This is a genomic window from Microbacterium sp. K24 (assembly GCF_004794465.1).
Taxonomy (GTDB): Bacteria; Actinomycetota; Actinomycetes; order Actinomycetales; family Microbacteriaceae; genus Microbacterium.
This window is the reverse complement of sequence record NZ_SSDJ01000111.1, coordinates 50,579-70,702: the sequence shown is the minus strand read 5'-3', so window position 1 is coordinate 70,702 and position 20,124 is coordinate 50,579. Positions and strand designations below refer to the sequence as shown.

Here is a 20,124-nt window from a genome sequence, read left to right as displayed (position 1 = left end):
CCCAGGAGGCCTCTCCCCATGAACCGCCGTCTCGTCCGCGCAGCAGCCGTCGCGCTTCCTCTCGTCCTCGCGGCGGGGCTCGCCGCCTGCGCCTCCTCACCGGCACCGGCGAACGCGCCGGCGGCGGGGAGCGACCCCGTCACCGGAGGCACGCTCACCTACCTCGAGCACCAGACCTACACGAACCTGTACCCGCCGCAGGCCGGCTTCTACCCGAACGGCGGCGTCGTGAACAACATCGCCGCCCGCCTGACCTGGCAGAATCCGGAGTCCCTCGAGATCGAGCCGTGGATCGCCACGGACTGGACCGTGAACGACGACGCCACCGAGTACACGTTCGACCTGAAGTCCGACGTCACCTTCTCCGACGGCACTCCGCTCGACGCGGCCGCCGTCGCGAAGAACTTCGACACCTACGGTCTCGGCAACGCCGAGCGCGGGCTCACGGTCTCCGAGGCCATCAACAACTACGCCAGCAGCGAGGTCGTCGATGCGGACACCGTCACGTTCCGCTTCTCCGCACCGGCTCCGGGCTTCCTCCAGGCGACGTCGACGATCAACTCCGGTCTCCTCTCGCCCGAGACCCTCGACGGCACGATCGAGGACTTCGGCGCCGGCAATGCCGAGAAGATCATCGGCTCCGGTCCGTTCACCGTGACCGACGAGAAGCTCGGCACCGAGTACACGCTCACGGCCCGCGACGACTACGCCTGGGCGCCGGAGAGCGCCGAGAACCAGGGCCGCCCCTACGTGGACGCGGTGCACGTGCTCGTCACCCCCGAGGATTCGGTGCGCATCGGCTCGCTGCTCGCCGGTCAGGCCGACTACGTCCGCTACGTGCAGGCCTTCGACGAGGACCGCGTCGAGAGCGCGGGCTTCACGCTCTACGCCCCGCAGACCCGCGGTGTGAACAACGCGATCAGCCTGCGTCCCAGCAACCCGCTTCTCACCGATATCCGCGTCCGCCAGGCCCTCGTGGCCGCGGTCGACGCACAGGAGGTCGTCGACACGCTCTTCACCGAGAACTACCCGGTCGCGAAGTCGGTCCTCTCCTCCCAGGCGCTGGGCTTCAAGGACGAGTCGGAGCACTACGCCTTCGACCCCGACAAGGCCGAGGAGCTGCTCGACGAGGCCGGATGGGAGCCCGGAGCCGACGGCATCCGCGAGAAGGACGGCGAGCGGCTCGCGTTCACCGTCTACGAGGCGAAGCCCCAGCCGCTGTCGAAGCAGACGCTCGAGCTCGTCGCGCAGCAGCTGGCGAAGGTCGGGGTCGAGCTCACGGTCAAGCCCGGAGATGCCGGCAGCGCCGCCCAGGACAACCGCGATCCGCTCAAGACCGGCTTCTACCACTCCATGGTCGGCCGTGCTGACCTCGACGTGATCAAGAGCCAGTACTTCACGAAGAACCGCGACACGCTCATCTCGAACGACGCCGAGCTCGACGCTCTGCTGCTCGCCGTGGCATCCGAACCCGACGCCGACAAGCGCGTCGCCGCCTCTCAGGCCGTGCAGGACTACATCGCCGAGCAGGCGTACGTGATCCCGCTGTTCGAGGAGCCGCAGGTCTACGGAGCGGCGACCTACGTGCAGGGTGTGGCCTTCGAGTCGGTGGGTCGTCCGAGCTTCTCCGGCGTCTGGCTCGCCGAGCACTGATGAGCACGGACCGATGAGCACGGTGCACCGATGAGCTTCGTCCTCCGACGAGCCGGGCAGGCCGCGATCGTTCTGATCGCGGCCTTCACGGCCACCTTCTTCCTGCTGCAGCTGCTGCCGGGCGATGCGATCCTGATCAAGTTCGCCGACCCCAGCCTCGGGCTCTCGCCGGATCAGCTCGACAACATCCGGGCGACGTACGGCGCCGACCTGCCGTGGTGGCAGCAGTACCTGCACGCGGGACTCGGCTTCCTCGCCGGGGACTTCGGGTACTCGACGCAGTTCGGCACTCCGGTGCTCACGATGCTGGGCGAGGCGCTGCCGTCGACACTGCTGCTCGCCTTCCTCGGGCTGGTCGTGGCGCTGGTCATCGCGGTGCTGGTCGCGGGTCTCTCGTCCCTCGCCCGATTCGCCTGGCTGCGCGACGGGTTGCGCCAGATCCCCGGGCTGTTCGTGGCGGTGCCGGTGTTCTGGCTCGGGATCCTTCTCATCCAGGTGTTCTCGTTCGGGCTCGGCTGGGTGCCGATCGTCGGCGCCGATCCGGTGGCGGGGCTCATCCTGCCGGTGCTCACGCTGGCCGTGCCGATCTCGGCGCCGCTGGCGCAGGTGCTGGTGCGGAGCATCGACCAGGTGCAGGCCCAGCCGTTCATCACGGTCGTGCGCGCCAAGGGCGCTCCGCCCCTCTGGGTGCTCACCCGCTCGGTCGCCCGCAACGCGGCCGTGCCGAGCCTCACGATCGCGGGCGTCCTGTTCGGCGAACTCGTCGGCGGCGCCGTGGTCACCGAGACCGTGTTCGGCCGCACCGGTGTCGGCCGCCTCACCGAACAGGCTGTGGCGAACCAGGACATCCCGGTGCTGCAGGGCGTCGTGCTGCTCTCCGCCCTCGGGTTCGTGCTGATCAGCTTCGCCGTCGACCTCGTCACCCCGCTCATCGATCCTCGCCAGCGGAACGCGGCGAGGGCGACGACCCCTCGCACGCTGCAGGAGGTGCCGGCATGACCGTCCCTGTTCTCACCACCCTTCCGACTCCGGTGATCCCGGAGCAGGAGGCGGACGCCGCAGGCCAGGCCTCCATCCGGCCTCGCGTGCGGCGTCCTTCGCGCCCCTGGGGGCTGTACCTGGCGATCGCCGTCGTCGTGCTGGCGATCCTGTGGGCGGTGATCCCCGGGGCGTTCGCGCCGGGCGACCCGCTGACCGGCGAACCCGCCGACAAGCTCCTGCCGCCGAGCGCGGCGCACTGGTTCGGCACCGACACGCTCGGTCGCGACCTGTTCGGCCGCGTCGTGCACGGTGCGGTGCATTCGCTCTCCGGGGCACTGATCGCCGTCACGGTGGGACTCGGCGTGGGCACGCTGATCGGCGCGATCGCCGGAGCGGTCGGCGGCGTGCTCGATGACGTGCTGATGCGGGTGGTCGATGTGCTGCTCGCGATCCCCGGTCTGCTGCTGTCGCTGTCGGTGATCATCCTGCTCGGGTTCGGCACGGTGAACGCCGCCATCGCCGTCGGCCTCGGCAGCATCGCCGCCTTCGCGCGCCTGATGCGCGCCGAGGTCGCCCGGGTGCGGCGCACCGAGTACGTCGAGGCCGCGTACGGCAGCGGCGCCACGTTCTTCGCGGTGCTCCGGCGGCACGTGCTGCCCAACTCGCTCACCCCGATCGTGGCGCTCGCCGCCCTGCAGTTCGGCGCGGCGATCCTCGCGATCTCGACGCTCGGCTTTCTCGGCTACGGTGCACCGCCGCCCACGCCGGAGTGGGGTCTCCTGATCGCCGAGGGACGCAACTACATCGGCACCGCCTGGTGGCTCACGGCCCTGCCGGGTCTCGTCGTGGTCGTGGTGGTGCTCAGCGCCAACCGCATCAGCCACCGCCTGGGAAGGAACACGCGATGAGCGTTCTCGCAGCGACCGATCTGCGCATCTCCTACGGTGGGCGCGAGGTCGTGCACGGCATCTCGTTCGAGATCGCCGAAGGGGAGACCCTCGCGCTCGTCGGCGAGTCCGGATCGGGCAAGTCCACCACCGCGCATGCTCTGCTCGGGCTGCTGCCCGCCGGCGGACGTGTCGACGGAGGAAGCGTGCGGCTCGGCGATCTCGACATCTCCGGCTGGTCGGACCGTGCGCTGCGCGGCATCCGCGGGCCGGCGATCGGCCTCGTGCCACAGGACCCGACCACGTCGCTCGACCCGGTGCGCCCGATCGGCGCGCAGGTCGAGGAGATCCTGCGGCTGCACGGGCACCGGGACCGCCGCTCGCGTCGGGCCAGGGTCCTCGAACTGCTCGACCGTGTCGGCATCGACGATCCCGACCTGCGTGCCCGCCAGCATCCGCACGAGCTCTCCGGCGGCATGCGGCAGCGCGTGCTGATCGCCACCGCGATCGCGCTCGGACCCCGCCTGCTCATCGCCGACGAGCCCACGAGTGCGCTCGACGCCACGGTGCAGCGGAAGGTGCTCGATCTGCTCGATGAGCTCCGGCGCGAGGAGGGCACGAGCATCCTGCTCGTCACCCACGACCTGGGCGTCGCCGCCGACCGCGCCGAACGGCTGGTCGTGCTGAAGGACGGCCGGATCGTCGAGCAGGGCGCGAGCGCGGACGTGCTCGCCGCGCCGACCGACGCGTACACGAAGCAGCTGCTCGCCGATGCCCCGGCGTTCACGACCGGCTTCCGGCGCCCCGATGCTCCGCCGTTCCTGCGCGATGCGGCCGCGGTCGCGGCGGAGAACCCGTACGCCATCGTCGCCGACGGACTCGTGAAGGAGTTCCGGGTCGGCGGGCGCGAGCGCTTCCGCGCCGTGGACGACGTGTCGTTCCGGGTGCGCAAGGGCACGACGCACGCGCTGGTGGGGGAGTCCGGTTCCGGCAAGACCACGACCGCGCGTCTCATCACGCGATTCCAGCAGCCGGATGCCGGCACCGTCGAGGTCGCGGGCGAGGACGTCACCCGCGCCTCGCGCGAGCAGCTGCGGGCGCTGCGCCGCCGCATCCAGCTCGTGTACCAGAACCCGTTCGCCTCGCTCGATCCCCGTCAGCAGATCGTCGACATCGTCGCCGAGCCGCTGCAGAACTTCCGGCTCGGCTCGCGCGCGGAACGCCGGGAGCGCGCCCTGGCCCTCCTCGATCGCGTCTCGCTTCCGGCGGACGTCGCGCGGCGCACGCCGCAGGAGCTGTCCGGCGGGCAGCGGCAGCGCGTCGCGATCGCTCGAGCCCTGGCGATCGATCCTGAGATCGTCGTGCTCGACGAGGCGGTCTCGGCGCTCGACGTCACCGTGCAGGCGCGCATCCTCGAACTGCTCACCTCGCTGCAGGCCGAGCTCGGCCTCACGTACCTTTTCATCTCGCACGACCTCGCCGTCGTGCGACGGATCAGCCACACGGTCTCGGTGATGCGTCGCGGCCGTGTCGTCGAAGAAGGGCCGACCGAGGAGCTGTTCCGCGATCCGCAGCACGATTACACCCGGGAGCTGCTCGCCGCGGTGCCCGGTCGAACGGAGATCCCCGCATGACCGCTCCCACCGTCGCCTTCTTCACGCGCCTGCTCGATGATGCGGCGCCCGGGGAGCGCTACGCGCTCGCCGCCGAGCAGATCCAGCGCGCAGAGAGCGTCGGCATCGGGCGGGCGTGGGTCGCGCAGCATCACTTCCGTGCCGCAGAGGGCGGACTGCCGTCCCCGCTGGTGTTCCTGGCGAGCATCGCGGCGCGCACGACGCGCATCCGCCTCGGCACCGGTGTGATCACGCTGCCGCTGGAAGACCCCGTGCGCGTCGCGGAGGATGCCGTGGTCGCCGACCTGCTGTCGGATGGTCGCCTCGACCTCGGTCTCGGCAGCGGCGGCACCCCGTCGTCGTTCGTGCCGTTCGGCGAGGATGTGCGCGACAAGGCGCCGACGTACGACCGCAAGCTCGCGGTACTGCTCGACGCCCTGGGCGGCCGTGACATCGGCGCCGGCAACACCCTCTACCCGGATGCCGCCGGCCTCGCCGACCGCATCTGGCAGGCGACCTTCTCGGCGCCGGGCGGTCATCGCGCCGGCATCCACGGCCACGGCCTGCTGCTCTCGCGCACGCAGCCGCGGAGGGAGGATGCGCTGCATGCGCCGCTGTCGGCTCTGCAGGACCCCATCATCGATGCGTATCTCGACGCGCTGCCCGCCGAAGCGACGCCGCGGATCACCGCGTCGCGCACGGTGTTCGTCGCGGACGACCGCGCCGAGGCGCTCCGTTTCGCTGAGGTCGGCCTGCGCCGTGCGGCCGAGGGGTTCCGCCGGCAGGGTCAGACCATCCCGGGAGACGACCTCGACGAGCTGATCGCCGCTCTCGACACGCACCTGGGCACGCCGGAGCAGGTGGCCGAGTCGCTGGCCGCCGACGCCACGCTGGCCCGTGCGACCGAGGTCGCCTTCCAGGTGCACTCGGTCGACGCTCCGCACGAGCACGTGCTGCGTTCGATCGAGCTCTTCGCCGAACAGGTCGCGCCGGCCCTCGGGTACGCGCTCGCCGACACCACCGACATCATCAAGGAGAAGGCATGACACACGACATCGCCGATCAGATCGTGGGGGTGACGCCCGCACTCGATGCGCTGCGGCGTCGTCGCCCGGTGACCAGGGAGCAGCTGCAGGCGAGCTTCGACGCGCTGTTCCACCCGGTCTCGGACGAGCACGTGTCGCAGGCGGAGCGCGAGCTGATCGCCGCGTTCGCCACGCGCCTCGCCGGCAGCTCCGATGCGACCGGCACGTTCTACGCCGACCGTGCGCTCGCCGCGGACCCGCGGCGTGCGGCCGTCGTGCTGGCGGAGGCCGCGGAGGCTGCGGTCGAGGGCCCGTTCGGCGCCTACACGGAGGCAGGGCTGCAGCAGGAGAACACCGACGGCGAGCGCTACACGCCGTCGGATGCCGCCGCCCAGGCCCTCGGCGACCGCCTCGCCGCCGCCCTCGCCCACACGCATCTGCTGGTGTTCCGTCCGCGCGAGGCGTCGGGCAGCGATATCAGCCGCCTTCTCGAGGCCGGATGGTCCGCCGACGGCATCATCACCCTGTCGCAGCTGGTGTCGTTCCTGGCCTTCCAGCAGCGGGTCATCACCGGCCTGCGAACCCTCGCCGCCGCCGGATTCGCCACGACCGCCGCCGTCACACCCGAGGAGGAGGCCGCATGACCGCCGAGACCGTGCTCACGCACGACGCCCCGCACCCGGACGCCTTCACGCGCGGCGAGGTCGGCTGGCTGCCGCATCTCGCGCCGCTGCCGGAAGAGGAGCTCACCGAGCGCCACTACGACGGCCTCGTCGATGCGGCGCGGGCGAAGAACGACTACTTCCGCCTGCTCGCACGTGACCCGGAGATCCTGAAGGCGCGCACCCTCGTCGACAAGGACATCTTCTACAACGTCGCCGAGGGCCTCCCGCGAGCCGAGCGCGAACTCGCGGCGACGGCGGCATCCCGCCGCAACGGCTGCGTGTTCTGCGCCTCGGTGCACTCCCGTTTCGCAGCCCACCACGGCAAGCGCGTCGACGACGTCGACCGGCTGCTCGACGAGGGCGTGGAGGCGGATCTCGGCGAGCGGTGGAACGCGGTCGTCGCGGCATCCGTCGCCCTGACCGACACGCCCAGCGCGTTCGGGGAGGGCGAGATCGCCCGGCTCCGCGCGGCAGGCCTCGACGATCTGGAGATCGCCGACGTCATCCACGGAGCGGCGTTCTTCAACTGGGCGAACCGCCTGATGCTGTCGATCGGACGGCCGGTCGCGCCGGCCTGAGAGGCGTCCGCCTCAGCGGTCCGGTCCACCGTGCGGACCGCATGACTCCCGGAGCACGAGCTCGAACGGTGCGATCTCGTGAACCGGGAGTTCGACGTGCCCGGTGAGGAGTGAGATCACTCGCTCCGCCATCTCCATCACCGGCTGACGGACGGTCGTGAGCGGAGGATAGGTGTACGCGGAGTGCTCGGTGCCGTCGAACCCGGTGACGGCGACATCGTCGGGGATGGTCAGTCCGAGGCGGTGGCAGGCGAACATCACGCCGTGCGCCTGCTCATCCGTCGAGCAGTAGAAGGCGCGGGGCCGGGAGGGACGGGCGAGCACGTCGAGGGCGACCTGAGCGGCGTGGGCGCGGGAGATCTCGGTCTGCAGCTCCACGGTGTCGATCGGCAGATCATGCGCCTGGATCGCGCGGAAGAAGCCCTCGCGATGCTGCCGCGAGCCCGCGGAGTCGTCGGGGCCGTTCAGGAGCGCGATGGAGCGGTACCCGTGCTCGATCAGGTGGGCGGTGGCCGCCTGCGCGGCGGCCCGGTAGTCGATCGAGATCGATGACGCCTGCTGCCCGGGATCGACCGGGTGCAGGACCGCGATCGGGATGCCGGCGTCGGTGAAGGGGCGGAGGTCGGGGGTGTCGGAGAGCGACACCATGACCACCGAGTCGACGCGGCGCTCGACGAAGGCCGCCACGTGCGACCGCTCGCGCTCCACGTTGAGTCCGGAGTCGCCGATCAGCAGGAGGTTCCCCCGTGCAGCGGCGGCCTCCTCCAGCGCCCGTGCCAGTTCGCCGAAGAACCTGTTGGCGATGTCGGGCACGATCAGGCCGACCGACAGCGTCTTCCCGAAGCTCAGCGCTCGCGCCAGCGCATTCGGGCGGTAGTTGAGCTCGGTGGCCGCCAGGAGGACCTTCTCGCGGGTGGAGGGTGCGACGCCGCGCGGTCCGTTGTTGAACACGTAGCTGACGACGGCCGTCGATGTGCCCGCCCTGTCGGCGACGTCCTTCGCGGTGGCCATCGGGTGCTCCCCACTAAGCGGTTAGATAAGTTCGGTTAGCGTAGCACCGGGGTCTCGTCTTCATCTCTTGATTTGGATGATTTCGCGGGCTATAGTCCATCTAACCGCATCGTCTAACCGCATAGATCAGACGCACATTCAAGGGAGAAGAAGATGAAGCGACACGTCGCCGCGATCGTCGGGCTGGCCGTCGCCGCTCTGGCGCTGTCGAGCTGCGCCACCTCCGACGCAGGCCCGACGGACTCCGAGGACGCCTCCGGAACCGTGCGACTGCTGGGCCCCGAGGACCCCGAGGTCTTCGCCCCGGTCATCGCGGCCTTCGAAGAGGGCCACCCCGACATCACCGTGGAGTACTCGCAGGTACCTTTCGACCAGTACGCCACCACGCTCCAGCAGCGACTGTCCGCTGAAGACGACACGATCGACGTGTTCGCCGTCGATCAGCCGAACCTCGCTCAGATCGCCGCGCAGGGATTCCTCGAGGACTTGAGCGCTCTGCAGGACGAAGCGAAGGACGCCACCTCGGTGGCGCAGTACGAGATCAACATCTACGACGGGAAGATGTACGCGCTCTCGATCTGGAACTCGACGCAGATGCTGTTCTACAACAAGGACCTGCTGGCGGCGGCCGGCGTCGAGGCCCCCTCCGTCGATCCGGCGGAGCGCTGGACCTGGGAGCAGACGGCTGAGGCGGGGCGTGCCGCACAAGCCGCCGGTGCCGAGTCGGGGCTCCTTCTCGAGCAGGTCGAGGCGTACTACCAGCTGCAACCTCTGATCGAGTCCGCCGGCGGCGGCTCCGGCATCTCCGGTCCGGACATGCTCGATGTCGACGTCACAGACAAGGGCTGGGAGAAGGCGCTGTCCTGGTACGCGGACTCCTTCGAATCCGGCCTGTCGCCCCGCGGCGTCGGCGGTTTCCAGACGAGTGCCGTCTTCACCGATCAGAAGGTCGCGTTCTTCGTGGGCGGACCGTGGGACGTCGGCGGGTTCGCGGCGAACGCGACGTTTGACTGGGGCGTCGCGCCGCAGCCGTACTTCGAGGGCGGAGCAGAGGTGACGCCGACGGGCTCCTGGTCGTGGGGCATCAACACCGCGTCGAAGAACAAGGCGGCCGCGCAGGAGTTCCTGGAGTTCGCCGCGCTGGACCCCGCGGGGAACCTCGCCACCACCGAGGCGACGACGATCATCCCCGCGAACACGGAGGCCGCAGCGGAATACCTGCCCGGCCTCGAGGAGCTGGCGGGCGAGCACGGCGCTGGAGTGGCGGACCTCATCACGTCCGAGATCGACGACACGGCCGTCGCCCGACCGGTGTCGGTGGGGTACGTCCAGTTCGAGTCGCTCATCAACAAGGCGTTCGCGGACATCCGCAACGGTGCCGACCCCGCCGAACGCCTCGAGCAGGCCCAGTCGCAGATCGAAGACGCCTGGAGCCAGCTGCAATGAGCACCCGCGTCCGCGGGACGCTCGGACGGAGCAGGAACAGAAGCGTCGCAGGGATCGCGCTCCTGTTCCTGCTCCCGGCTCTGGTCGCCCTGCTGCTCCTGCGCCTCGCTCCGGCCGCTGTCGCGCTCGTCGACAGCCTGTCCCGCTCGACCCTGCTCGGAGGCACGTCCTTCGTCGGCCTCGGCAACTACATCGAGCTGTTCACCAACGCCGACTTCCAGAACTCGCTCGCCGTCACGCTGCTCTTCGCGGTCGTCATCAATCCGCTGCAGATTGTGGCCGCCTTCCTCCTCGCGGTGCTCTTCACCCGGCGGGCGGTCGGATCGAAGTTCTGGCGCTCGATGGTGATCCTCCCCATCGCCGTGCCGCCCGCGGTCTCGGCGGTCGTCTGGAGCGTCATCTACCGGCCGGACGGACTCGCGAACGGGTTCCTCGCGATCATCGGCATCCCTCCGCAGCCCTTCCTGACCTCGCCGTATCAGGCGCTGCTGTCGATCATGATCCTGCTGTCGTGGATCGGCGTCGGCTACTGGATGATGTTCCTCATCGCCGGCCTCAACGACATCCCGACGTCGTATTACGAAGCGGCCTCCCTCGACGGGGCGTCGTGGTGGCGGCAGACCTGGTCGATCACGCTCCCGCTGCTGCGCCGGCCGCTGGCCTTCGTGCTGGTGGCGGACACGGTGTCGAACTTCCTCGTCTTCGCCCCGGTGCAGATCCTGACCAAGGGCGGACCGAACGGATCCACCAACCTGCTGATGCATGATCTCTACACCCGCGCATACACGTTCGGCGACATCAACAAGGCGCAGGCCGAGGTCGTCATCCTCGTGCTCATCACCGTGGTGATCGTCGCGCTGCAGTTCCGTCTGCTGAGGACGGAGGACCAGCCGTGACCACGAGCACCCCGAACCGACGCCGTTTCTCGCGCAGCACCGTCCTGCTGATCTGGTCGACGCTGCTGGCCGTCACGGTCGGCATCGCCTTCCTCGTGCCGCTCTGGTGGACGTTCGTCAATTCGCTCCGACCGGGCGCGGAGACGTTCAGCTACCTCAACCCGCTGCAGTGGCAGACGTTCTTCACCACCACGCCGACGCTCGACAACTACGCCGCGCTGCTCGACAGCGACCTCGGCCGCGCCATCCTCAACTCCCTCTTCGTGAGCGTCGTGACGGTGATCGTCGGCCTGATCGTCTGCGCGACGGCGGCGTTCGGGCTCTCGGCCTTCCGGTCCCGCGGGCAGGCGGCGCTCTTCTCGGTCGTGATCCTCTCGTTCCTGATCCCGTTCGACGCGATCGCGATCCCTCTCGCGTCGATGTTCCGGGACTGGCAGCTGCAGAACACGTTCCTCGGCCTCATCCTCCCGGGGATCGGCAACGGGATGGCGATCTTCCTGCTGCGGACCTTCTTCCTCGCCATCCCCGAGGAGTTGGTCGAAGCGGGTCGATTGGACGGTCTGGGCTGGTGGGGGATCTTCACGCGCATCTATCTGCCGCTGTCGCGGCCCGCCCTGATCGGCGCCGGTCTCATGCTGTTCCTGTTCCAGTGGCAGGCGTACGTCTGGCCGCTGCTGATGGGTACCGACGAGGAGCACATCCTCGGCCCGGTCGCCCTGTCGAACATGCAGGGGCAGTTCCAGGTGGACTACGGAGTGCTGTTCGCGGCCTCCATGATCCTCGTCCTCATCCCGCTGGCGATCATCCTCGCGTTCCAGCGGTTCTTCATCCAGTCCGTCAGCACGACCGGGCTGAAGTAGCACCGAACCTCATGAAAGGCACACCCCAGATGTCTGCAGTCCACCGCGTCATCCTCGACACCGACATCGGTACCGATGTCGACGACCTGATGGCCCTGGCACTGATCCTCGGTTCGCCGAGCATCGAACTCCTCGGCGTCACCACCGTCTACGGAGACACCGCTCTGCGCGGACGTATGACCAAGCGCATCGCCGAGATCGCCGGCACGACGATCCCGGTGCACTCCGGGGAGTCGACGACGCTGTCCGGGCGCGATGTCTGGTGGGCGGGTCACGAAGGGAAGCTGTACGACGGGCTCGATGGTCACGCGCTCGATGGCACGGACGCCGTGAGTCATCTCGTCGAGACGGTCTGCGCGGCGCCGGGCACGGTCGACGTGATGGCCATCGGGCCGTTGACGAACATCGCCGCGGCGATCGCCCGCGATCCGCGATTCGCTGCCGCCGTCCGCCACCTGTGGATCATGGGCGGCTCGTTCGCCGACGAGGAGCCCGAGCACAACCTCCGCAGCGACGCCGAGGCGGCCGCGATCGTCTTCGGCGCCGGCATCCCGACGACGGTGTCGGGGCTGGACGTCACCCGCCTCATCACCATGCGCCGCGACGCGCTGACGCGCATGAGTGCTGCCGGCGAGCTCGGTCGAGTGATCGAGGCCGAGATCACGCAGTGGTGGGAGTTCTGGGGCACCGAGTGGAATGTTCCGCACGACCCCGTCACGGTGCTCACCCTGACGCAGCCGGAATCCTTCACCTACTCGCCGGAGGGCCATGTCGAGATCGCCCGCGACGGCGACGAGGAGGGCATCAGCCGATTCCACGCCGGTGACGGCCGCACGAGGATCGTGACCGGACTCGATGCCGACGCGGTCTCGGAGGCGATCGTCGCGGGCATCAGCGCCGCCGCGAGGGCGGGGCGGGTGTGACTACGGGACGAGGATGATCTTCCCCGAAGCGGCGCCGGATTCCATGAGCTCATGGGCCTGCGCCGCTTCGGCGAGCGGGAGCTGAGGTCCGAGCTCGATCGTGAAGTCGCCGGATGCGAGGAGCTCGACGGTCTTCGGCAGCGCCTCAGCGCGCCAGGCGAGCTCCTCTTCGGTGAGCGGCACGGGCGAACCGCCAGAGAACGCGCGGATGCCGAACGACGCTGCATCCGGGCCGCGCACGATGGTCGCGATGCGGTCGCGGTCCTCCACGAGGGCGAGCGATGTCTCGATCGCCTCGTCGGTGCCGGCGCCGTCCAGCACGACGGTGACGGGGGCGGGCGCGGCATCCTTCACGCGCTCCAGGAGTCCTTCGTCGTAGGAGATGGGAATCGCCCCGAGCTCGCGCAGGAGCTCGTGGCGGGCCGGGCTCGCGGTGGCGATCACGGTCGCCCCCCATGCCACGGCGAACTGTACGGCGAACTGCCCCACCGAGCCGGATCCGGCGTGGATCAGCAGCACGTCGCCCTCGGTCACGCCGAGCGACCGCAGCGCCTGGTAGGCGGTGCCCGCCGGGATGCCGATCGCCGCGCCCTCGGCGGCCGTGACGGCATCCGGGAGTTTCGCGAGCTTCTCCGCCTCGACGGCCAGCGCTGAGGCGTAGGTCCCGCGGGCGTCGCGGATGGCGACCCGGTCGCCGACCGCGAGGTCGTCCACGCCGTCACCGAGGGATTCGACCACGCCCGCGCCGTCGAATCCGATCGGCCGCGGCTCGGTGATGTCGGGTGACGGGCGCTTGCGCGCGCGCAGCTTCGCGTCGATGGGGTTCACGCCCGCGGCTTCGATCCGCACCACGGCCTCGCCGCGCGCGGCGACGGGGTCGGGGATCTCGATCTCGTGCAGGACTGCGGGGGATCCGAACTCGGTGTAGACGATCGCGCGTGCCATGCGATCCAGGCTACCCGCGTGCGTTCCTCAGCGGCCGACGAGGGCTTTCATGATCCGCTGCGGCGAGACGGGCTGCGCGGTGCCGAGACGCTGCGCGAACACGCTGATCCGGTACTCCTCGAGCAGCCAGCGCACCTCGACCAGGGGCGGAGGGGCGTCGGCGGGGAGCGGGATCGTTCCGCCCGCGTCTTCGAAGGCCGTGGCCATGCGCTCGAACTCCGTCATGCGGGCGCGGTCCTTGCCCGGCTCGGTCGTCAGGGTCTTGAGGCGGTCGATCATCCCCTCGAGATACCGGGGGAAGTGCGCGAGCCGCTCGACGCCCGCGGCCGAGACGAAGCCCGGATGCAGCAGACCCGAGAGCTGCGTGCGGATGTCGTTCAGCGGGCCGAGCAGGGCGAGCGAGTTCTGCGCCTTGATCCCGCGCTCGACCTCTCGCGACTTGGTCAGGATGCGGGCGACGAGCGAGACGCACGCGAACAGGTCGTCGACGAGGGAGGACGAGACGGCATCGCGCACCCGGGTGAACTCCGCCTCGCTGCGCACGATCCCCGTTCCGCCTGTCGACGCATCAATCACGCGTCGTGCGACCGCGGCGCGGCAGTCCTCGATCAGTGCCGCCGCGGATTGATAGGGAGACGCGGCGAGGGCGAGCTTCTCCTGACTGGTGAGGTGCTCCTGCACGTACGACGACGGGGTCGGAACCCCCAGCAGCACGAGCCGCAGCACTCCGGCACGGGTCGCCGCGGCGGCGGCATCCGCTGTCGACTCGACCCGCACGGAGACCGTCTTGCCCTGATCGACGATCGCGGGATACCCGCGCACGACGCCGCCCGAGACTCGGGTGTCGAGCACCTCGGGGAGCTCGCCGAACGACCACGACGTCAGGCCCGCCTTCTCGATCGATCCGGTGCTCGTCGCGGCGGCCACCGCGGAGGCGGCATCCCGTGCGCCGCGCGGACCGCGCGGCGGGGCGGCGATCGACCGTGCCACGCTGCTGCGCGCGCGGTCGGAGAGCTGCGTCTGCAGGGTGCGCAGGTCGCGGTTCGATCCGGCGACCCGGCCCCGCTCGTCGACGGCCCGGAAGTTCATCCGCAGGTGCGCCGGCACGCGGTCGTCTTCGAAGTCGCTCGCTGCGACGAGCTGGTTCGCCAGCGGCTGGATCAGTCGTGCGAGCGCCTCCTTGAGCGATCGCGGCGGCAGGCCGCCGTGATTCTCCGGGCCCTGGTCCGCGAGCTCGGCGCCGAACTTCTCGGCCCAGTCGGCGGCTGGGACGACGTGGCGGCGGATGGCCTTCGGGAGTGCGCGCAGGAGTCCGGTCACGAGTTCCGCCCGCAGACCCGGCACCTGCCAGTCGAACCCGCGGTCCTCGATCTGGGCGAGCAGCGGCAGCGGCACGACCACGCTCACACCGTCGTCGTCGGCGCCGGGCTCGAACCGATACGCGAGGCCGAGCACCTGATCGCCCTGCGTCCACCGCGTCGGGAACTCGCTCTGATCGGCCCGGGCCTCGTCGTCGAGCAGGTCGCCCTCGCGCATGACCAGCAGCTTCGGAGTCTTCTGCAGGGCTTCGCGCCACCACGCCTCGAAGGAGCGCACGTCGAACACCTCGGCGGGGATCCGCTCGTCGTAGAACCGGAACACGGCCTCGTCGCCGGCGAGGATGTCGCGGCGCCGCTCGCGCTCCTCGAGCTTCTCCAAGCGCTTGCGGAGCTCGCCGTTGCTGCGCCAGAACGCGCTGACCCGCTTGTCGATCCGCGATGGATCCCACTCGCCTTCGACGAGCGCGTGCCGCACGAACAGCTCGCGCGACGCGGCCCGGTCGATGCGGGCGAACTGCACGCGGCGGCGGGGGATGATCTCCACGCCGAAGAGCGTCACCTTCTCGAACGCGACGGCGGCACCGGCATCCTTCGACCAGTGCGGCTCGGTGACCTGCCGCTTGGCGAGGTCTCCGGCGAGGGGCTCGGCCCAGGCGGGATCGATCGCGGCGACCGTGCGGGCGAACGTGCGCGAGGTCTCGACGATCTCGGCCGCCATCACCGCCTGCGGGCTCTTCTTGCGGAGGCCCGAGCCGGGGAAGATCGAGAAGCGGATGCCGCGTGCTCCGCGGTACTCCGCGATGCGGCGACCCTTCGCCTCCTTGGCGGGGGAATGCGCCTTGCCTGCCGGTGCGGTGCGCTCGTCGAGGATGCCGATCTGCGACAGCAGACCCGACAGCAGGGCGCGGTGGATCGCGTCGGGATCCGGCGCACCCTGCGGGGTCCCTGAGCCTGACGAAGGGCCCGTCGTCTTCACCAGGGTGCGCAGCTGACGGTGCACGTCGAACCACTCGCGCACGCGCACGTAGTTCAGATGCTCCGAGCGGCAGAGTCGGCGGAAGGCGCTCGATCCGAGCTCGCGCTGCTGCTCGCGCAGGTGGTTCCAGAGGTTCAGCAGGGTGAGGAAGTCGCTCGTCGGGTCGACGAAGCGGGCATGCAGCCGGTCGGCGGCCTCGCGGCGCTCCTCGGGTCGCTCGCGGACATCCTGGATCGTCAGACCCGACACGATCGGCAGCACGTCGTTCGTGACCCCGTGGCGGCCGGCCTCGATCAGCATGCGGGCGAACCGCGGATCGATGGGCATCCGCGAGATGTCGCGGCCGACGCGGGTGAGGTGCGGAGAGTCGTCGCGTCGTGACGGTTCGACCGCGCCGAGCTCGGTGAGCAGGTCGAAGGCCGCTTTCACGCCGCGCGAATCGGGCGGCGTGAGGAAGGGGAAGGCCGTGATGTCGCCGAAGCCGAGCGACAGCATCTGCAGGATCACCGAGGCGAGAGAGGTGCGCAGGATCTCCGGCTCGGTGAACTCCGGACGCCTGTCGAAGTCCTCCTCGGAGTACAGCCGGATCGCGATGCCGTCGCTCGTTCGTCCGGCGCGGCCGGCGCGCTGATTCGCCGAGGCCTGCGAGATCGCCTCGATCGGCAGCTGCTGCACCTTCGAGCGGTTGCTGTAACGGGAGATGCGGGCCGTGCCCGTGTCGATCACGTAGCGGATGCCGGGAACCGTGAGGCTCGTCTCCGCGACGTTCGTGGCGAGGACGACCCGACGGCGCACGCCCGCTACGCGGCTGCGTTCGAAGACCCGATGCTGCTCGGCCGCCGACAGCCGCCCATACAGCGGGAGCACCTCCGTGGGGGAGCGATCCTTCGCGTAGGCGCCGCGCACGGCATCCGCCGCATCCCGGATCTCGGCCTCGCCGGGCAGGAAGACGAGCACGTCGCCGGGTTCCTCGCGGTCGAGTTCGCGCAGCGCGGCCACGATCGCCGACACCTCGTCCTCTTCCTCGGTCTCCTCCGTCTGTGCGCGGTAGCGGATCTCCACCGGGTACGTGCGGCCCGACACCTCGATGATGGGCGCGGGGTCGCCGCCGGCCGGGGCGAAGTGCTTCGCGAAGCTCTCCGGATCGATCGTCGCCGAGGTGATGATCACCTTGAGATCGGGACGCTCCGGCAGGATGCGCACGAGGTAGCCGATCAGGAAGTCGACGTTGAGCGAGCGCTCGTGCGCCTCATCGATGATGATCGTGTCGTAGCGGGTGAGCAGCCGGTCGCGATGGATCTCGTTGAGGAGGATGCCGTCGGTCATCAGCGCGATGCGCGTCTCGTCGGACACCTTGTCGGTGAACCGCACCTTGTAGCCGACCAGGGTGCCGAGCTCGACCTGCAGCTCTTCCGCCACGCGCTCCGCGATCGTGCGGGCGGCCAGACGGCGCGGCTGCGTGTGCGCGATGCGCTCCCGACCGAGCTCGAGCGCGATCTTCGGAAGCTGGGTCGTCTTCCCCGAACCGGTCGCGCCGGCGACGATCACGACCTGGTTGTCGCGGATGGCGTCGGCGATCTCCTCCCGGGCGGCACTGACGGGCAGTTCCGGCGGGTAGACGATCACGGGGAGGGTCGCAGACATAGCCCTCCATCGTATGCCGGGAATCGCCCCATACGATCATGACGTGAGCAACGTCATGACACCCGTGAGCTGGCTGCGCGGATTCGGGCGCCCGCCGCGCATCCTCGGGCTCGACGTCGCGCGCGGTCTCGCGATCCTCGGCATGGCCGGAGCCCACATCGGCGACACCCGCACCTTCGACTGGGGCGACCCCGGCTCATGGACCGACCTCGTGAACGGCCGCTCCTCGATCCTGTTCGCCGTGCTCGCCGGAGTGTCGATCGCCCTGATGACGGGGCGCTCCTCGCTGCCGGAACGCGAGCGCCTTCCCTACCTGCGCCTCAGCCTGGTCGGGCGAGGCGCCGTCATCTTCGTCATCGGCCTCGCCCTCGAGATGCTGAACACCCCGATCGCCGTGATCCTCACGCTGTACGGGCTGATCTACGTCGCGGTGATCCCGTTCCTGCGCTGGCGGCCCTGGCAGCTGCTGACCGCCGCCGCCGTGCTCGCCCTGGTCGGCCCGGCGCTGCTGGCGTTCCTCGCCGCTGTGGCTCTGCATCCGTTCGGTGCGGGCATCGGATTCGTGCTCTACGGGTCGTACCCGATCACCGTCTGGATGGCTCTCGTCCTGGGCGGCATGGCGCTCGGGCGCCTGCACGTCGAGCGGATCCGCACCGCGGTCATCGCCCTCGGCGTCGGCATCCTGCTCGCCGTCGTCGGCTATGGGCTGGGTGCGGCCGGGGCGGCGCTCGGCGCCGTCCCCTCCGAGCCGCGCGCGGGGGAGTCCTGGTCGGCGCCGAGCGGCTGGGCCGGTTATCCCGAGGCGCTCGCGCAGAGCGATCCGCTCCAGGCCACGATCGTCGCCGTGTTCGCCGTCGATCCGCACAGCGGCGGGACGGCCGAGGTCCTCGGCTCGGGCGGTTTCGCGGTGGCGGTGATCGCCCTGTGCCTGATGCTGAGCCGCCCCCTTCGCTGGCCGCTGCTGCCGCTGGGCGCCCTCGGGTCCATGCCGCTGACGGCATACAGCGTGCACGTGGTGTCGATCGTGCTGCTCGTCGGTCCGGGCGGGTTCTTCACCAGCAACGCGTTCTGGGGTGTGACGGCGATCGGTCTGATGCTCGGCGCGACCCTGTGGTCGATGTTCCTCGGACGCGGTCCGCTCGAGCGCCTGGTGGGTCGAGGGGCGTCGGCGATGGCGGGGATTCTCACCTGGCCTGTCATCACAGGTCCTAGGCTGGATCCATGACCATTCCTGCACTCGAACTCAACGACGGCAACTCCATCCCGCAGCTCGGCTACGGCGTCTTCAAGGTGCCGCCGGCAGAGACCGAGCGTGCGGTGAGCGAGGCTCTCGAGATCGGCTACCGGCACATCGACACCGCCGCGATCTACGGCAACGAGGAGGGCGTCGGCGCGGCGATCGCGGCATCCGGCATCGCTCGCGACGAGCTGTTCATCACGACCAAGCTCTGGAACGACCGCCACCACGACGAGGAGCCGAAAGCGGCGATCGCCGAGAGCCTCGAGAAGCTCGGACTCGACAAGGTCGACCTGTACCTCGTGCACTGGCCGACGCCCGCCAAGGACGACTACGTGCACGCGTTCGCGAAGCTCATCGAGCTGCGCGAGGCGGGACTGACCCGCAGCATCGGCGTCTCGAACTTCCTGGTGCCGCACCTGGAGCGCGTGGTGGACGAGACCGGCGTCGTGCCGGCCGTGAACCAGATCGAGCTTCACCCCGCCTACCAGCAGCGCGACGTGGTCGCCTGGTCCGACGAGCACGGCATCCGCACCGAGGCGTGGGGACCGCTCGGCCAGGGCAAGTACGACCTGTTCGGCACCCCGGCCGTCGCCGATGCGGCGGCAGCGCATGGCGTGACGCCCGCGCAGGCGGTCCTCCGCTGGCACCTGCAGAAGGGCATCATCGTCTTCCCGAAGTCGGTGCGCGCCGAGCGCCTGCGCGAGAACCTCGACGTGTTCGGCTTCACGCTCACCGACGCCGAGATCGCGGCGATCGACGCCCTCGACCCGCTCAACGGCTCGGGTCGCGTCGGCTCGCATCCCGACGAGGTGAACTGACCCGCACTGCTCACATGACGCCCCGTGTCGCCGCCCGCGACACGGGGCGTCGTCGTGGGTACCGTCGAGGTCATGACAGCTCCGTTCCGCGTCGTCGCCGTGTCGGGTTCCCTGCACGAGCCGAGCAAGACGACCGCCCTCGTCCGCGCGATCACGGCCGCCATCGGCGAGCGAGCCCCGATCGAGGCACAGCTGATCGAACTCACGGAGATCGGGCCCGGTCTCGCCGGGGCGCTGCGTCGCGATCAGCTTCCGCCCGAGGTCGAGGAGAAGCTGCGCGCGATCGAGACCGCCGACCTGCTGATCGTCGGGAGCCCCGTCTACCGGGCCTCGTTCACCGGCCTCTTCAAGCACCTCTTCGACTTCGTCGGACAGTACGACCTGGTCGGCAAGCCGGTGCTGCTGGCGGCGACCGGCGGTGGCGAGCGGCACGCGCTGATCATCGAGCATCAGCTGCGCCCGCTGTTCGGCTTCTTCCAGGCGCTCACGCTGCCACTCGGCGTCTATGCGAGCGACACCGACTTCGACGGCTACGAGATCGCCTCCGAGATCCTGCAGTCGCGGATCTCCCTCGCCGCCGAGCGCGCCCTGCCGCTCGTGGGCTACGCCGCGTCGCGGCCGGTGGAGCTGCTCGTCTCGTGACC

17 protein-coding genes are annotated in these 20,124 nt (G+C 69.9%); 14 read left to right on the top strand and 3 right to left on the bottom strand.

The genetic code is table 11. From position 1 onward, the window contains the following. The first annotated feature begins 18 nt into the window (after positions 1–18). The 7 genes from DW306_RS11000 to DW306_RS10970 are packed head-to-tail and all read left to right on the top strand — an operon-like array spanning position 19 to position 7,402. Positions 19–1,653 (top strand): TIGR04028 family ABC transporter substrate-binding protein, encoded by a 1,635-nt coding sequence (locus tag DW306_RS11000; protein WP_136055638.1) that lies wholly within the window; start codon positions 19–21, stop codon positions 1,651–1,653. Between the two features lie 30 nt (positions 1,654–1,683). Beyond that, positions 1,684–2,652 carry an ABC transporter permease gene (locus tag DW306_RS10995; protein WP_136055637.1) on the top strand — a complete coding sequence of 323 codons (969 nt, stop codon included), beginning with the start codon at positions 1,684–1,686 and terminating at the stop codon, positions 2,650–2,652. Continuing rightward, entirely contained in the window at positions 2,649–3,542 is an 894-nt protein-coding gene (locus DW306_RS10990; protein WP_205814146.1) for an ABC transporter permease, read from the top strand. Before DW306_RS10995 ends, DW306_RS10990 begins: the two co-directional genes overlap by 4 nt. Continuing rightward, positions 3,539–5,155: an ABC transporter ATP-binding protein gene (locus DW306_RS10985; protein ID WP_136055636.1), complete on the top strand. Its 1,617-nt coding sequence runs from the start codon at positions 3,539–3,541 to the stop codon at positions 5,153–5,155. The genes DW306_RS10990 and DW306_RS10985 overlap by 4 nt, the downstream gene beginning before the upstream one ends. Further along, on the top strand, positions 5,152–6,180 hold the full coding sequence (locus tag DW306_RS10980) for a putative FMN-dependent luciferase-like monooxygenase (RefSeq protein ID WP_136055635.1): 1,029 nt from the start codon (positions 5,152–5,154) through the stop codon (positions 6,178–6,180). The genes DW306_RS10985 and DW306_RS10980 overlap by 4 nt, the downstream gene beginning before the upstream one ends. Next, a complete protein-coding gene (locus tag DW306_RS10975; protein WP_136055634.1) occupies positions 6,177–6,803 on the top strand; it encodes a CMD domain protein in 627 nt (208 codons plus the stop codon). Before DW306_RS10980 ends, DW306_RS10975 begins: the two co-directional genes overlap by 4 nt. Further along, positions 6,800–7,402, top strand: a complete 603-nt coding sequence (locus DW306_RS10970; RefSeq protein ID WP_136055633.1) for an alkylhydroperoxidase domain protein — start codon at positions 6,800–6,802, stop codon at positions 7,400–7,402. The genes DW306_RS10975 and DW306_RS10970 overlap by 4 nt, the downstream gene beginning before the upstream one ends. Positions 7,403–7,414: 12 nt before the next feature. Here the strand turns inward: DW306_RS10970 and DW306_RS10965 are convergent, their stop codons facing one another. After that, positions 7,415–8,413, bottom strand: coding sequence for a LacI family DNA-binding transcriptional regulator (locus DW306_RS10965; RefSeq protein ID WP_136055632.1), 999 nt, complete (start codon positions 8,411–8,413; stop codon positions 7,415–7,417). Positions 8,414–8,566: 153 nt separating this feature from the next. On the opposite strand from DW306_RS10965, the gene DW306_RS10960 reads away from it, so the two are divergent. From DW306_RS10960 to DW306_RS10945, 4 genes are read left to right on the top strand one after another with little or no spacing between them, the layout of a single operon-like run. Further along, positions 8,567–9,859: a sugar ABC transporter substrate-binding protein gene (locus tag DW306_RS10960; protein WP_136055631.1), complete on the top strand. Its 1,293-nt coding sequence runs from the start codon at positions 8,567–8,569 to the stop codon at positions 9,857–9,859. Continuing rightward, positions 9,856–10,755, top strand: coding sequence for a sugar ABC transporter permease (locus DW306_RS10955; protein ID WP_136055630.1), 900 nt, complete (start codon positions 9,856–9,858; stop codon positions 10,753–10,755). Before DW306_RS10960 ends, DW306_RS10955 begins: the two co-directional genes overlap by 4 nt. Further along, on the top strand, positions 10,752–11,615 hold the full coding sequence (locus DW306_RS10950) for a carbohydrate ABC transporter permease (RefSeq protein WP_168429299.1): 864 nt from the start codon (positions 10,752–10,754) through the stop codon (positions 11,613–11,615). The genes DW306_RS10955 and DW306_RS10950 overlap by 4 nt, the downstream gene beginning before the upstream one ends. 29 nt (positions 11,616–11,644) lie before the next feature. Continuing rightward, positions 11,645–12,538, top strand: coding sequence for a nucleoside hydrolase (locus DW306_RS10945; RefSeq protein WP_168429298.1), 894 nt, complete (start codon positions 11,645–11,647; stop codon positions 12,536–12,538). Here DW306_RS10945 and DW306_RS10940 read toward each other — a convergent pair whose 3' ends face one another. Together DW306_RS10940 and hrpA are read right to left on the bottom strand one after the other, a co-directional pair. Continuing rightward, the gene (locus DW306_RS10940; protein WP_136055627.1) at positions 12,539–13,483 is read right to left on the bottom strand and encodes an NADP-dependent oxidoreductase; all 945 of its coding nucleotides are present in this window, start codon (positions 13,481–13,483) and stop codon (positions 12,539–12,541) included. A 27-nt stretch (positions 13,484–13,510) separates the two neighbouring features. Continuing rightward, positions 13,511–17,422, bottom strand: a complete 3,912-nt coding sequence (gene hrpA, locus DW306_RS10935; RefSeq protein ID WP_136055626.1) for an ATP-dependent RNA helicase HrpA — start codon at positions 17,420–17,422, stop codon at positions 13,511–13,513. Positions 17,423–17,465: 43 nt separating this feature from the next. Here hrpA and DW306_RS10930 point away from each other — a divergent pair, with 43 nt between their 5' ends. The 3 genes from DW306_RS10930 (at position 17,466) to msuE (ending at position 20,122) form a co-directional block, all read left to right on the top strand. Continuing rightward, positions 17,466–18,647 carry a heparan-alpha-glucosaminide N-acetyltransferase domain-containing protein gene (locus DW306_RS10930; protein WP_240747156.1) on the top strand — a complete coding sequence of 394 codons (1,182 nt, stop codon included), beginning with the start codon at positions 17,466–17,468 and terminating at the stop codon, positions 18,645–18,647. After that, a complete protein-coding gene (locus DW306_RS10925; protein WP_136055624.1) occupies positions 18,644–19,480 on the top strand; it encodes an aldo/keto reductase in 837 nt (278 codons plus the stop codon). Before DW306_RS10930 ends, DW306_RS10925 begins: the two co-directional genes overlap by 4 nt. Before the next feature lie 72 nt (positions 19,481–19,552). Further along, entirely contained in the window at positions 19,553–20,122 is a 570-nt protein-coding gene (gene msuE, locus DW306_RS10920) for an FMN reductase (RefSeq protein ID WP_136055623.1), read from the top strand. Positions 20,123–20,124 lie beyond the last annotated feature (2 nt).